12 protein-coding genes and 1 pseudogene are annotated in these 12,862 nt (G+C 66.0%); 4 read left to right on the forward strand and 9 right to left on the reverse strand.

The features are described from left to right. Positions 1 to 46: 46 nt before the first annotated feature. On the reverse strand, positions 47 to 817 hold the full coding sequence (locus tag DOL89_RS21195; RefSeq protein WP_119681308.1) for a class II aldolase/adducin family protein: 771 nt from the start codon (positions 815 to 817) through the stop codon (positions 47 to 49). Between the two features lie 514 nt (positions 818 to 1,331). On the opposite strand from DOL89_RS21195, the gene DOL89_RS21200 reads away from it, so the two are divergent. After that, positions 1,332 to 2,006, forward strand: coding sequence for a glutathione S-transferase family protein (locus DOL89_RS21200; protein WP_119681399.1), 675 nt, complete (start codon positions 1,332 to 1,334; stop codon positions 2,004 to 2,006). 50 nt (positions 2,007 to 2,056) lie between these two features. Further along, on the forward strand, positions 2,057 to 2,668 hold the full coding sequence (locus DOL89_RS21205; RefSeq protein WP_119681309.1) for a glutathione S-transferase family protein: 612 nt from the start codon (positions 2,057 to 2,059) through the stop codon (positions 2,666 to 2,668). Positions 2,669 to 2,689: 21 nt separating this feature from the next. On the opposite strand, the gene DOL89_RS21210 is transcribed toward DOL89_RS21205, so the two are convergent. The 8 genes from DOL89_RS21210 to DOL89_RS21245 all read right to left on the reverse strand — a co-directional run bounded on the left by DOL89_RS21210 (position 2,690) and on the right by DOL89_RS21245 (position 10,545). After that, positions 2,690 to 3,526 carry a substrate-binding periplasmic protein gene (locus DOL89_RS21210; protein ID WP_119681310.1) on the reverse strand — a complete coding sequence of 279 codons (837 nt, stop codon included), beginning with the start codon at positions 3,524 to 3,526 and terminating at the stop codon, positions 2,690 to 2,692. Between the two features lie 114 nt (positions 3,527 to 3,640). Then, positions 3,641 to 3,850: a hypothetical protein gene (locus tag DOL89_RS21215; RefSeq protein WP_119681311.1), complete on the reverse strand. Its 210-nt coding sequence runs from the start codon at positions 3,848 to 3,850 to the stop codon at positions 3,641 to 3,643. A 90-nt stretch (positions 3,851 to 3,940) separates the two neighbouring features. Next, entirely contained in the window at positions 3,941 to 6,058 is a 2,118-nt protein-coding gene (locus DOL89_RS21220; protein WP_119681400.1) for an HlyD family efflux transporter periplasmic adaptor subunit, read from the reverse strand. 32 nt (positions 6,059 to 6,090) lie between these two features. Continuing rightward, positions 6,091 to 7,437: an efflux RND transporter periplasmic adaptor subunit gene (locus tag DOL89_RS21225; protein ID WP_119681312.1), complete on the reverse strand. Its 1,347-nt coding sequence runs from the start codon at positions 7,435 to 7,437 to the stop codon at positions 6,091 to 6,093. Continuing rightward, positions 7,434 to 8,303 (reverse strand): efflux RND transporter periplasmic adaptor subunit, encoded by an 870-nt coding sequence (locus DOL89_RS21230; protein ID WP_119681313.1) that lies wholly within the window; start codon positions 8,301 to 8,303, stop codon positions 7,434 to 7,436. The genes DOL89_RS21225 and DOL89_RS21230 overlap by 4 nt, the downstream gene beginning before the upstream one ends. A 141-nt stretch (positions 8,304 to 8,444) precedes the next feature. Next, on the reverse strand, positions 8,445 to 8,642 hold the full coding sequence (locus DOL89_RS21235) for a hypothetical protein (protein WP_119681314.1): 198 nt from the start codon (positions 8,640 to 8,642) through the stop codon (positions 8,445 to 8,447). 119 nt (positions 8,643 to 8,761) lie between these two features. Next, a complete protein-coding gene (locus DOL89_RS21240) occupies positions 8,762 to 9,166 on the reverse strand; it encodes a hypothetical protein (protein ID WP_119681315.1) in 405 nt (134 codons plus the stop codon). Between the two features lie 164 nt (positions 9,167 to 9,330). Then, positions 9,331 to 10,545: an outer membrane beta-barrel protein gene (locus tag DOL89_RS21245; RefSeq protein ID WP_119681316.1), complete on the reverse strand. Its 1,215-nt coding sequence runs from the start codon at positions 10,543 to 10,545 to the stop codon at positions 9,331 to 9,333. 364 nt (positions 10,546 to 10,909) lie between these two features. On the opposite strand from DOL89_RS21245, the gene DOL89_RS21250 reads away from it, so the two are divergent. Together DOL89_RS21250 and DOL89_RS26080 are read left to right on the forward strand one after the other, a co-directional pair. Continuing rightward, the gene (locus DOL89_RS21250; protein ID WP_225890006.1) at positions 10,910 to 11,785 is read left to right on the forward strand and encodes an SMP-30/gluconolactonase/LRE family protein; all 876 of its coding nucleotides are present in this window, start codon (positions 10,910 to 10,912) and stop codon (positions 11,783 to 11,785) included. 314 nt (positions 11,786 to 12,099) lie between these two features. Next, a pseudogene (locus DOL89_RS26080) lies at positions 12,100 to 12,834 on the forward strand (acyltransferase family protein); the annotation flags it as partial. Between the last annotated feature and the right edge of the window lie 28 nt (positions 12,835 to 12,862).

Consider the following 12,862-nt stretch of genomic DNA (forward strand, 5'->3'; position numbering starts at 1 on the left):
GGACCAGGAGGGGGCGGGCCCGAAAGCCCGCCCCTTTTCCGTGCCCTCAATCCTTGTAGCCGGGGCCGACCCGGTCCAGCTTGCGGATCAGTGCGGGCCAGACCAGAGCATCGGCCACCTGGCCCAGCCCCATCCTGCCGATCTGCATGTTCTTCTCGATCACCGGTTCCGCCGTGGGGTAGAGCCCGCCGCCCGCCGCCGCCTGCATGGCCAGGGTGCGGACCTGCATAGTGCAGGCGCGTTCCAGGAAATACATGCGGGTGAAGGCCTGGGCCACGGTCGGCCCCACCGTGAGGGTGCCGTGGTTGCGCAGCAGCATGGTGCCCTTGCTGCCGAGGTCCCGCTGCAGCCGCGGCCGCTCGTCATGGTCGAGCGCGACGCCTTCGTAATCATGGTAGGCGAGGTCCGCCATGGCGAGCTGGGCGGTCTGGTTCAGCGGCAGCAGCCCCTGCTCCAGCGTCGCCACCGCGGTGCCATCCGGCGTGTGCAGATGCATGACGCAGCCGGCATCCTCCCGCACCTCGTGCACGGCGGAATGGATGGTGAAGCCGGCGGGGTTCACCGGATAGGGGCTGTCCCCCACCTTCTGTCCGTCCAGGTCCACCTTGACCAAGCTGGAGGCGGTGATCTCCTCGAACAGCAGGCCGTAGGGGTTGATCAGGAAGTGATGCTCCGGCCCCGGCACCCGGGCGGAGATGTGGGTGAAGACCAGATCGTCCCAGCCGAACAGGGCCACCAGCCGGTAGGCCGCCGCCAGATCGACCCGGACCTTCCGTTCGGCATCGCTCATCGACACCTGTGCCGAAGCCTCCGACATCGCATTCCTCCCGTTAGAATTATTGGATTGGTTGGAAAGAACTGTAGCCGCGGCGGCACCCCGGCGGCAACGGGCGCGTATGTGGCGCGGACACTTCGGACGGATGCCGGCCGGGGCGGCTTAACGTACCAAAGGCCACGCTTAACGCACCTAACGCAACCCTTAACGCATCATCAGAAAGTCGATTTTCCCCATGGATGTCAGTGGCTTGCGTTCGTTAACGCACCAAACGCAACGCCTCCGCCATGGCGTGCGCCCCTGGACCACACCCCGTTCACGAGACAGTGCCATCCCCACAAGCATGGATCGCCTGCCGGGCTGCCGACGCGCAATTCACGGAACCCAAGAGCCGCGGCCCGTCGGGGCCATGGGGGATCATCGCAGGAAAATAGGATTATTGTCACTAGTGCGAACGGCCGCCGCGGGTGTTGACGACAGCGGAGGGCCGGCTGCACCCTGGATGCGGCGGCTGACGCAGGATCGGAACAAGGCTGCCCAACGGAAGGATTCAGGATTGATCGAGCTGTTCACCGCCGCCACGCCGAACGGATACAAGGTCAGTTGCCTGCTGGAGGAGCTGGGGCTGGACTACCAGGCCCGCCGCCTGGACCTGACCAATTCCGAGCAGAAGGAGCCCTGGTTCCTGGCCATCAACCCCAATGGCCGCATCCCGACCATCATCGACCATGCGCCTGCCGACGGCGGCGAACCGCTGCCCATCTTCGAGTCCGGCGCCATCATGGTGTATCTGGCGGAGAAGACCGGGAAGCTGCTGCCCACGGATGTGCGAGGGCGGACGCTGGTGATGCAGTGGCTGATGTTCCAGATGGGCGGCGTCGGCCCGATGATGGGACAGGCCAACGTCTTCCACCGCTATTTCCCGGAGAAGATTCCGGCCGCCATTGAGCGGTACCAGAAGGAATCCAAGCGCCTTTTCACCGTGCTGGACGGGCGGCTGAAGGATCACGAGTATCTGGCCGGCGACTTCAGCATCGCTGACATCGCCAACTGGTGCTGGGTGCGGACCCACAACTGGTCGGGGGTGGAGATCGACGATCTGCCGAACCTGCGCCGCTGGATCGACGCCATCGCTGCCCGCCCCGCCTGCGCCAAGGGCATCACCATCCCGCCCCGCGCCGAGAATGCCGAGCAGGTGGTGAAGCTGGGCCAGAGCATGATCGTGCGGTAAGGCAGCCGGCCTGCCAGGACCGAACAAATCATAATAACGGGAGGAAATCCTTGCGCCTGTATGACGACCCCATTGCCCCCACGCCGCGCCGTGTCCGCATGTTCCTGGCCGAGAAGGGCATGGACATTCCAAAGGTGCCGATCATCATTGGCAAGGGGGAGCACAAGACGGAGACCTACCGGAAGCTGGCCCCGAACACCCGCGTTCCGGCGCTGGAGCTGGATGACGGCACGGTGATCCTGGAGAGCGTCGCCATCTGCCGCTACATCGAGGGCATCCAGCCGGAACCGCCCCTGATGGGCACCACGCCCAAGGAGCAGGCTCTGATCGAGATGTGGCAGCGGCGGATCGAGTTCGAGCTGCTGCTGCCCATGGCATCGGTGTTCCGCCATAGCCATCCCAAGATGGCGGCGCTGGAGCATCAGGTGCCCGAGTTCGCCGCCGCCCAGAAGCCGATCGCGGAGCAGCGGCTGGCCCTGTTGGACGAGGATCTGGCGCGGCACGAGTTCATCGCCGGCGACCGCTTCAGCATCGCCGACATCACCGCCTTCACCACGGTGGAGTTCTTCTGCAAGTACGGCGGCATTCCCCTGCCCGAGGGGCTGGACAATGTGCGCCGCTGGCGGGACCAGGTGGCCGCCCGGCCCAGCGCCCAGGCCTGATGCCGGAGCCGGCCGCCAGCCTTACCGGTTTGCGGCCGACTCCCCTCTTCCGCTCGCCATGAGCGCTTTCTCATAGGCGGCAAGACGCTCCTCCGCGAAGGGCGAATGGGCCACACGCGCCAGTTCGACCCAGAGCCTGGCCGCAAAGGCGGGCTCCTGCGCCGCCAGGGCATGGGAAAGCATCAGGTAATAGGGCTTCCGCTCCCAGGGCAGGTCCAGAGTCTGGAGAGCATCTGCCAGTTCCGGATGGCGGTGGAATACCGCCTTGCCGATCCGATCCAGGAGCAGCACGGCATCCAACCGGCTGGCGGCAGTCATTTCCATGGCGCGGAGGTTGTCGCCCACTTCGAAAACCGGATAGCCCCTGTCCGTCAGATCGTCGGCGACGGAGGTATTGCGAAGCACCCCGACCATTCCGTCCAACCCATCGATCTTGTCACCGTTCCAACCAAAGCGACGCTCGCCCCGCCGCACATAAAAGACGTAGGACTGGACGAACATGCTCCGGGACGCGTCTGGCTCCCCCTGTGCGGTCAGGGGATAGACGCCATATTCCTGCCGCTCCGGCCGGAAGCTGGCCTCGAACACGCCATCCACCTCCCCGCCCTTGAGCATGGCGAGGGCACGGCGGAAGGGAGCGCGGATGAAGCGGACATCCACATCCAGCCGCCGCGCGGCTTCACTTATATATTCGAGAGACAGTCCGGGCATGGCATCCGGCACCGTGTAGGTGCCCAGATGCCAGGGCCAGCTCTCATTCACATCGTAAGCGAGGGTGAGCACCCGGCGTTCCGCCGCCATGGCCTGGAACTGGGCCAGGACCAGAAACAGGATCGCCAGCAGGAATCCCAGACGCATCAATTTGACCCATAAGGGAAAATCACGGCTGAACGATAAGCCGCAGCCGCCGACAGGGTCAACTCCCGTGCCGTATGCACCGGGACGAAGTCTTGCGATGGCTGCCGGATTGCATCAATCGCCGCGGCGGTCGCGACGGTGCTGTCGCCGCATCAGAAGCAGGAACAATCCGATCATCACCAGGGCGCCCAGCGCCAGCGCCAGGATCGCCCCCTGCCCGCCGGCCGGCAACCCGCCCAGACCGGCCGTGAGATGGAAGCCCCAATAGCCGATCCCGGCGATGAAGACGACCAGAACCAGGATCAGGATGACCGCCGGCCGCATGATGTCCTGCTTCCCCCTTTGATCCGAGCGCCGTTTCCACCGCCAATAGCCAAGGCCGTGGCGGGGTTCCCCAAAGTTCGACGGAAGGGCTCAGAACCCGCTTTCGCGCACCAGCACGGCCATGAAGGACCGCCAGGCGGCAACGGCCAGACTTTGCCGCTCACCCTCCAGCGCCACCGTGCCCCGGACAGCCAGATCCGGCGCATTGTTCATCTCAACCGGGGTGAGGAGCACACGATAGACGGCCATCTCCGGCACCGGCATGCCGTCCTTGTCCGGAACGGCGGCCAGCCCGCCGCCATAGGTGGAGGAAAGCTCCTTGGCCGAACCAAGACGGCGGGTCGCGGTCTGGGCGATGTCGGTGACCCTCAGGCGGAGCGATGGCCGCGCCGCCTCTTCCGGATAGAAGACGGCTTCGCCGCCCACGGCCAAGCGGCGCAGATCGGCTTCCGGCACATAAGCCTCCACCATGGCGCTGTCGGGGGAGACCAGGGTGGCAAGCCATTCGCCCTGCGGCATCCAGGCGCCCGGCGCCAGCTCGGGCACCCTTTCCATCAGACGCCCGGCGAAGGGAGCCGCCACACTGAGCCTGTCGGCGTCCTGCCTGAGCCCGGCGCGCTTGGCGATCGCGGTTTCCAGCTCCTGCCAGGTCACCTGACGGTTGGCCGTGATCTCATTGACCATGGCGTGGAAGTTGCTCTGCCAGCGGAGCACGGCAATCTGCCGCTCCACCTGCGCCAGCTCGAAGGCGAGGTCGGGGGCGGCGAAGCGGAACAGCGGCTGGCCGGCCTCGACCCGGTCGCCCTGCTGCACCAGCACCTCGGCCAGTTGGGCGCCGGTGGGCACGAAAATCTGGGCCTGGTTCTCCGCCCGCAGCAAGGCCGGGGCGTGCACGCTGCCCTTCCAGGGGAACAGCCCCAGCCCCAGCAGCAGAACAGCGCCGGACAGGGTGAGCGTGGTGTTCAGGTTCAAGCGGTAGGCATCCCGCCGCTTGGCCCATTCCTTCATTTCGTTCCAGATCGGCATGCCGATGAACCAAGCCAGTTCCACAATCATCAGGAAGATGCCCAGCACCTTGAAGAACAGGTGATAGACAAGCAGGGCGATGCCCAGGAACAGGAAGAAGCGGTAGACCCAGGTGCCCAGCGCATAGCCGATCAGGATGCGCTCCATCTTCGGCTCGAACACTTCCGGCTTTGGCTCTCCGAAGCCGAACAGCTGCTCCCGCAGCCACCAGCGGCCCAGCCGGAAGGACCGCTCCTGCAGGTTGGCGACGTCCAGCGCATCCGTGGTCAGGAAATAACCGTCGAAGCGCATGAACGGGTTCAGGTTCACGGCCAGGGTCAGTATCCAGGTGGTGGTCGCCAGCAGGAAGGCGGCGCTCCGCACCGGACCGTCGGGCAGAAAGCTCCACAACAGCGTCATGTAGCAGGCCAGCGCCACCTCGGCCGCCATGCCGGCGGCCCCGATGGCCAGGCGCTTGGTCCGGTCGGGCAGCGTCCAGGCGGCCGAGGTGTCGGTATAGAGCACCGGCCACATCACCATCAGCGCCACACCCATGGTGGGCACCCGGCAGCCGAAGCGCTTGGCCGTGTAGGCATGCCCGAGTTCATGCAGCACTTTGGCGGTGAGCAGCGCCAGCCCGGACAGGGCAGCCCCCTCCAGCGAGAAGAAATGCAGGAAGGTGTTCAGGAACACGTCCCACTGCCGGGCCACCAGGAAAAGGCCGGTCAGTCCGACCAGAAGCGTCAGCAGAAGAAAGTTCCGGCTGTAGAGCGGCTCCACATAGCGCATGGTTGCGTTCAGGAACCGCTCCGGCCGCACCAGCGGGATGCGCATGAAGAGATAATTCTTCAGCAGCCACTTGGCCGGTCCCATCCGCATGGCCTGGATCTGGGCGTAGAGCCGGCCATTGGCCTCCGCCCCGCGGACCTGGAGCAGGTTGGCCTGCATCAGGAAACGGGCGAACTCCTCCACATCCTCACCGGTGAGGTCCAGCGGAGTGGCGGCGCTCACCGCGCCGGCAATAGCGGCCGGATCGCCCTTCTCCCAGCGGGCCAGCATCTCCACCTCGGCCCAGCCGATGCGGAAGAAGCGGTTGCGGGCCGGGTCCTCCAGGGTCCAGGTGGGCGCTCCGTCGCGCCCGCGCGGCCCCTTGTGTAGCACGAGCTCGTCCCGCAACGGGGCCAGCCGCACCATCGGCGTCATGGGGCCGCCGCCGCGGCCCCCGTTGGCGACGGCTAGAGCCCCAGCCATAGCCGCATCGCTGCCAGAGGACGGCGCATCAGATAGAGGAACAGGATGGTGCGCTCGCCATAGACCTTGGCTGTGCCCTTGAGGCCGACGCGCAGCCGCTCATCCGCCCGCTCGAAACGGGCGCGCAGGCGATAGGCCATGATGCCGTCCGGCGTCTGCGCCGCCCGGTAGCCGGCCCGTTCCAGCACGGCCGGTACCGGCGCTGAGGCGTCGATGTTCAGGAACAGCAGGATCTCTGCCCCGGATTCCAAGGTGATGGCGTCCGCCACCGGCAAATGGATCTCCAGCTCCGCATCCTTGGGATCGGCCACCATCATGATCCGCTCGCCCAGCGAAACGGGGCGGCCGGCCCAGTCGCCGGGATCGTCGAAGATGGCGACGCCGTCGCGCGGGGCGGTCAGGCGGATGCGCTCCAGAAGCTGCTGGATATAGGCGACCTCGGCCGCATGCTGCTCCCGCCGCCCCTGGAGCACGGCCATCTGCGCCCGGCTCTTCTCATCGAACACGGCGGATTGCTGGGCCTGCCTCAGCTCGGCATCGGCGACGGCGAGCTGCTGGCGGGCCACGTCCAGGCGGCTGGACATCTCCCGCCCGTCCATCGTGGCCAGCAGCTCGCCGGCGGCGACGGACTGATTGGGGCGGACCTTGATCTCCTCCACCACGCCTTGGATGGGCGCTCTGATCAGAACGGGATCGCGCGCCACCACCTCCGCCGGGGCCAGGGCCGACTGGCGGACGGGAATGAGCATGGCCAGAACCACCGCGACGGCGGCCCCCGCCAGCAGGCGGCGCTTGCGCGTGAAGACGGAGCGGCGGGCCTGCCGGCGCACCAGCGCCGCCCAGGCATGGGCGTAGGCGTCGGCCACCAACTCAAGCAGGCTGCGCTCGTGATCCGCCCAGGGCTCATCCCGCGCCAGCAGCAGAACGCCCTGGAGCGTGCCGTCGGGCCGGGAGAGCGGCAGCCACAGGCCGTGGGGCGGCAGATGTTCCTTCCAGGTCTCGCCGTCCTCCTCCGTCTCCATCACGGCGGCGGAGAGGGGGTGGATGCGCCGGCCGGCCTCGCCGTCGGCGCGGGTCCGGAACAGGCGCGTGATCCAGTGGGTGAAGGGCGCGTCGCGATCCGGCACGGCGAGGCCGGACAGGGCCTGTAGCCGCTGCTCATCCGCCCGCCACAGGGCGGCCTGACGGTAGGCCACCATCATGTGGGTGTCGTTGACCATCAGGAAGGCCAGCTCGTCCGGCGTGGCCGCGGCGCGGACGCGCTTTTCGAGCTGGATCAGCGCGGACATTGCCATGAGCTGGCGGTCCCGCATCTGCATGGGCTGGTTCATCGGCCGGAGCCTCCGCCAGCGGAAGCGCCCGCCACGGCGGGAACGGGGACCGGCATTTCCACGCTGCCGCTCATCCCTGCCAGCAGCCCGTCCTGGTTGCCGGCGATGCGGCCGAAGACCTTGACCGACTGGCTGATCGGATCGATGCGGGCGCCGAGGCGCGTGACCTCCGCCGGGTAGGAGCGGCCGATCTCATCCACCCGCACCTGGAACGTCTGACCCGGCGCCAGCCAGGTGAGCCAGTGGGAGGGGACGATCATCTCCAGCTCAAGCTCGCCGTCGTCGATCAGCTCCAGCAGCTTCTCGCCCTCGCTGACGAACTGATAGCGCTGGACATGCTTGGCAGCGACGCGGCCGGCGAAAGGGGCGAGGATGGCGCAACGGCTGACATAGACCTGGTTCAGCGCCGTTTCCGCCTTGGACATGGCGAGCTGGGCCAGGGCGTCGTCCATCTCGATCCGGCTGACCGAGTTCAGCTTTTCCAGCCGACCGATGATCTCCAGCTTCTTGCCGGCCGCATCCTCCTGGGCGCGGGCGCGGTCGAGGCGGGCCTTGTGCTCGGCGCAGTCCAGCGCCACCAGCACCTGCCCGCTCTTGAACCGCTCACCTTCCTTCACCGGCAGCTCGACGATCTTGCCGGCCAGTTCGCTGGACAGGACGGTCTGGCGGTGGGGGCTGAGCTGGGCGCGGATTTCCGGTGCGCGCCCAGCGCCCGACTGCCACTCCGCAGGGTCCGGGGGCAGCGGCAGGGGCGCATGCTCCGGCAAGACGGTCTGGGCGGACGCGGACAGGGGGATGGCCAGCCAGCCAGCCCCCAACAGCGCGGCCGCAACGGTTAGGCGAAAGGCAACTGCAGGGCTGGACATCGACGCATCCTGGTCTGGAGTCCGGGCGCGCCCGAACAGAGTAGGTGACTACCACGCCAAGGCGGCATGCGTCGAGAGAGTGAACCCTTTCGTAGTAAACAAAGCCTTACGCCGCGCAATCGTTCCGGATCGGGAATGATCCTACATCCGGGTCGTGCCGACGACTGCCGCCAGCGCAAGGGCGGTCAGCAGCAGCGCCACCGGAACGATCCAGCCGGGATGGAACAGAATCACCGCGGCGAAAGCCAGTAGGCCCACCAGGCCGATCACGGAGAAGCCGAGGGTCTTGAAGATGTCGGCGGGGGTATCCGCGCCGGTGCGGTCGATGGGGGCGGCCATGGCTCGAAGCTCCTGGTCAGGATTGGACAGGCGCTCTTCCTAGCGGCCGCCGACCAGCAGGGCCTTGATGTCGGTCAATCCGGGGTGCGACCCACGCGCGCACCCCGGCAGCCCCTGGATCAACCGCCCGCATTCTTCATCAGATAGGTTGCGAAGTCGGCGACCTTGATCTTGATCGGCGTCCGCTCGCTCTCCCCGGCCAGGGCACGGCCCAGGAGGATATGGCGGGTCACATTGTCGGGCACCACCTTGAAGATGCCGGTGGCGCCTTTCAGGCGGGGATAATATCCGGGGTCGATCATCTTCTCCCGCCCGGCCAGACGCTGGATCGCCGCCTCTTCGTCCAGATCGACTCCGTCCTGCTTCTTGACCAGGGTCCAGTCGGTCTCCCCCGCCCAGCCGCGGGCGATGACGTCCGCCACCGGCTCCTCGGTAATGCCGACCTTGAAGACGTGTTTGCTGAGCCCGACGTCGGAGGCCCAGGCGCTGAGATTGGCGCTGCGGGCGACGAACAGGGTTGCCATGAACCACTCCGGAACTGGTTGGGGACTGCGGGTTGGAGATACCTACCAGATATGCATCGACCGCCGGCGCGCAACGGCGCAGCCCGCCGATATCCAGCATAGAAAAACCCCGGCCGTTGGTTCCGGCCGGGGTCTTGCTGCCGGGCGAGGCCGGGAGCGACGTATCAGAAGGAGCCGCGCAGGGACAAGGTCACCACGTTGCGGGTATAGTCCTCGTTGGCGGTGGTGGAGTCGCGCGTGATGTACCGGTATCCGACCCCGACCCGGAGATTGCGGTTCAGCAGGTAGTCCGCGGTGGCGCCGAGATTCCAGACATCCTCCATCCGCTCGATACCCCGGTAGTCGTTCTCGGTGTAGCCGACCAGACCGCCGATCAGAACATTCCGCAGCAGCTCATGGTCCACCTGGATCGAAGCGCCGGACGAGATGTAGGCCGAGGCGCCGGTCTCCGTGGACTCATTCACCTCGTTGATCAGCCGGAACTGCACCGAGGTCAGCGACGTCGGGTTCCAGAGGATATTGCCGCCGTAGGTGAAGCCGTCCTCGTTCTGGAACAGCGGATTGTCGTACTTCTGCTGGCGGTAGCCGGCGAACAGCTCACCCGTGGTCACGCCACCAAGGTCGAAGGAGAAACCGGCATCAAGCCGGTAACCGTCGGAATTCCGGACGTTGTTGTCGTATTCGCGCCAGTTCAGGGCGCCCTGAACAAAGATGCTTGTATCCGGGCGGAACTCGTACCCTACGCGGGAAGCGACGTTGTATTCGATACGGTCGCGGAAATCCTGGTCAACGATGGTGGTGCCGACGCCCGGCACGTCCTTGAAATCGTAGTCGTTGAAGCTGCCCTGGACTCGCAGCGTGACACGGCGGCCGGTGCGGGAATAACCCAGCAGGCCGTAGACCAGATCGTATTCCGTCGGCTCACGCCCGCCCACATCGTTGGGCGAACCGCGCTCATCATGTTCCCGCCGGTATTCCAGCGTGGAATTGATCGAGTCCCCGCGGGTGATGTCCAACCGGGAATCGGCGCCGATGTTGAAATCCTCGTAATCCTCGCTGGTGAAATCGGCATGGCGGCCGATCTCCGCGGCGGAGCGGAGGCGGAGGTAATGGCTGTTCCAGTCCGACTGTACGATCAGGCTCGGCAGGAAGACCGCGACGAGATCGTCCACGGTTTCCTCATCCTCGGCGAAGATGTTGTCGTCGTAAGCGCCGGTCAGGGTGAGCGACGGCTTCACCAGGAAGGCGCCGGCGCGGATGCCCAGCGCATCGAAGTCGGGCCGCGCGCGCTCGGTAACAGGGATACCGCGCACATCCTGCGCATGCGCCGCATTCATTCCGGCGAGCAGCGCGATGGCTGCGACCATTGTCCTTTTCATGACCGAACCTCTGGGCAACAGTGCTGGTGGGATTACTGCTTTTGTTCTTGGCACTCGGCCCAGACAGACCAAACGGTTGGTCGCACCGGGCTGAGCTTAGAGCGTACGAACGGCCGGCTGATTAGCAACCGATATTGCGGGTATCAGCACTGTCCAATGACAGGCGTGTTCTCATAGCCACAGCTACCGGTCTCCAGCGGAACTTTACGCCCCTCCTGGCGTTCACCGGAGTTTGTATTGCACCAATATTATCCATACCGCCGCCCGCCCTTTGCGAGCAACCGGCCAAGCTCCTGCTCGAATCGGCACGGAGGCAGCCAGAGGTCCGCCGCACCGCGGCAGCCCCCCGATCCGAGGAGGTCTCGTGGAAACGGTGACATGCGTCTGGGCGGCAGAAGCGCAGCTCGGCGAAGGCCCGGTGTGGGACGGGGCGACCGCAACGCTCTACTGGATCGACATCAAGGGCTGCCGCCTTTTCGCCCTCCAGCCTGACAGCGGCACCCGTCGGGAATGGCGTCTTTCCTCGGCCATCGGCTGCGTCGCGCCTGCAGGGCCGGGGCGTCTATTGGCGGCCTTACGGTCCGGTTTCCATCTGATCCGCATGAAGCAGGACATGCTTTCACTGGAGTTCCTGGGCCATCCGGAAGCAGACCGACCAGGTAACCGTTTCAACGATGGCAAGTGCGATCCCCTTGGCCGGCTCTGGACCGGCAGCATGGATGACGCCGAGAAGGAACCGACCGGCTCGTTCTGGCGGCTGGACCCGGATCGGCGCTGCTACCGGGTGGATACTGGATACGCGGTCGGCAACGGCCCTGCCTTCAGCGCCGACGGCCGCACTGTTTTCCTGACCGACTCGGCCCGACGAACCGTCTGGACTGCCCCTGTCCAGCCGGACGGCAGCATCGGAGCCAAGTCCGTCTTCCTTCAGTTCGCGGAGGAGGACGGTACACCGGACGGCATGACCGTAGATGCGGAGAACGGTCTGTGGATCGCACGGTGGGGTGCATCGCGTGTCAGCAGATACCGCGCCGACGGCACGCTGGACAGGTCCATTCCGTTGCCGGTGACACAGGTGACATCCTGCGCGTTCGGCGGACCGGATCTCGGCACCCTGTATATCACCAGTGCCCGGAAGGGACTTTCCGTGCAGGAACTGGAACGGCAACCGCTGGCCGGCAGCCTTTTCGCGGTGCAGCCAGGAATAAAGGGCGTTCCCGCAGCTCCATGGGCCGGCTGAAGCCCGACCGAACAATGCTGCGGGGGCGTTATCAGTCTTCCTGGGCGGTGCAAGGACTACAGCCTGCAATCGCGCCTCCCCACCCCCTCTCGGCTATGTTTACATTTTGCACCGCAGTCGGGGTAGCCCTCGAAGCGGCCTGACGGCAATCGACGTGCCCCCATTCAACCGCCCCGCAATGAGCGGTTCCGTGTTCCTATGCGGCAGGCTGGTTCTCAAGGACCGGCCTTCTTGCGCCCGCGGGACAGGCCGGGCGGGGTCCTCCCGCCGACTGCTTGTGGCAGGGCGCCACGCCGTCAAGCGTCAGGACTGGAATGACGACGAACAGCACCATCAGGACCCCCTCCCTCACCAAGGAGCAGAGCGAGACCATCAAGATCGCACGCGTGCTCTGTATCTTCCTGATGACTTACGTGCATGTGCATCCGTGGGAATCGGCGCTGGACCTCGCCCAATATGGCGTCCGCACCTGGGACGTAATGCGGTTCTATGTGGTGGAGGCATTCGGACGGTCGAGCGTCGCCCTGCTCAGCGCCGTTTCAGGATTCCTGCTGGTCATGCTCAGCAAGGGGGAGAGCCATTCCGTCCTGATCGGCCGCAAGGCCCGGACGCTTCTGCTGCCCATGGCCATCTGGAACCTGGCGGCGCTGGCGTTGATGACCGGATACCAGACCCTGGCCGGCAAGCCGGCGGACCTTCCCAGCGGCTCGGCATTCCAGGTAGTGCGGCAACTGCTCGATGCCAGCATCGCGCTGACGAACTGGCCACAGATGACGCCCCTGGCGTTCCTGCGGGATCTGTTCGTCTGCGCGTTGCTGTCCCCCTTGCTGATCCGGCTGGTCCGCTGGAGCGCACCGGCGGCTCTGGCGCTGGCCTTCGTTTACTATGCGGCCGATCTGCGCGGGGTGGTGATACTCCGCCCCAGCATTCTCTTCTTCTTCACGCTCGGCCTCGCCGCCGCCCTCCATGGGCCGTACCGACTTCCTTCCTGGCCGGTCCGGACGGCAATCGGGATGATGTTCCTGGCGGTCCCCCTCCTGACTGTCGCCCTTCTGTTGGACGGCGTGCAGATGCCGC

The sequence above is a fragment of the Indioceanicola profundi genome (genome assembly GCF_003568845.1).
In the GTDB taxonomy this organism is placed as follows: Bacteria; Pseudomonadota; Alphaproteobacteria; order Azospirillales; family Azospirillaceae; genus Indioceanicola; species Indioceanicola profundi.

Coding starts and splice junctions, on each gene's coding strand:
- DOL89_RS21195 (WP_119681308.1), bottom strand. CDS start 817: ATGTCGGAGGCTTCGGCACAGGTGTCGATGAGCGATGCCGAACGGAAG.
- DOL89_RS21210 (WP_119681310.1), bottom strand. CDS start 3,526: ATGCGTCTGGGATTCCTGCTGGCGATCCTGTTTCTGGTCCTGGCCCAG.
- DOL89_RS21215 (WP_119681311.1), bottom strand. CDS start 3,850: ATGCGGCCGGCGGTCATCCTGATCCTGGTTCTGGTCGTCTTCATCGCC.
- DOL89_RS21220 (WP_119681400.1), bottom strand. CDS start 6,058: ATGACGCCGATGGTGCGGCTGGCCCCGTTGCGGGACGAGCTCGTGCTA.
- DOL89_RS21225 (WP_119681312.1), bottom strand. CDS start 7,437: ATGAACCAGCCCATGCAGATGCGGGACCGCCAGCTCATGGCAATGTCC.
- DOL89_RS21230 (WP_119681313.1), bottom strand. CDS start 8,303: ATGTCCAGCCCTGCAGTTGCCTTTCGCCTAACCGTTGCGGCCGCGCTG.
- DOL89_RS21235 (WP_119681314.1), bottom strand. CDS start 8,642: ATGGCCGCCCCCATCGACCGCACCGGCGCGGATACCCCCGCCGACATC.
- DOL89_RS21240 (WP_119681315.1), bottom strand. CDS start 9,166: ATGGCAACCCTGTTCGTCGCCCGCAGCGCCAATCTCAGCGCCTGGGCC.
- DOL89_RS21245 (WP_119681316.1), bottom strand. CDS start 10,545: ATGAAAAGGACAATGGTCGCAGCCATCGCGCTGCTCGCCGGAATGAAT.